Origin of the sequence: Streptomyces regalis, from assembly GCF_001509475.1 — a bacterium.
GTDB lineage: Bacteria > Actinomycetota > Actinomycetes > Streptomycetales > Streptomycetaceae > Streptomyces > Streptomyces regalis.
In genome coordinates this window covers 1-236 of sequence record NZ_LLZG01000335.1, presented here as the reverse complement: position 1 = coordinate 236, position 236 = coordinate 1, and the positions used below count along the sequence as shown (strand labels likewise).

General features: G+C 65.7%; 1 protein-coding gene. It reads right to left on the bottom strand.

Going from position 1 to position 236, the window contains the following annotated elements; all coding sequences use genetic code 11:
• The coding region (locus ADL12_RS28480) for a transposase (RefSeq protein WP_208614636.1) at positions 1 to 236 on the bottom strand (236 nt) is incomplete at both ends.

Below are 236 nucleotides of genomic sequence, written 5' to 3'. Positions count from 1 at the left end.
GGGTTGTTCGACCAGATCTGCCGCCAGATCTCCCGCGGGAACGCGGTGAAGGCCAGCAGATCATGCTGGGCGGTATCCAAGTGGGCGGCTGCCTTGGGGAACTTGGCCTCCAGGGCGTCCAGGACATGCCGCATCTGGGCCTTCACGGCGTCGGTGTCGGGCTGTTCGAAGACGGTCCGCAGCAAGGTGGCCACCCAGGGCTGGGCCGATTTCGGCACCTGGCTCAGCAGATTCCT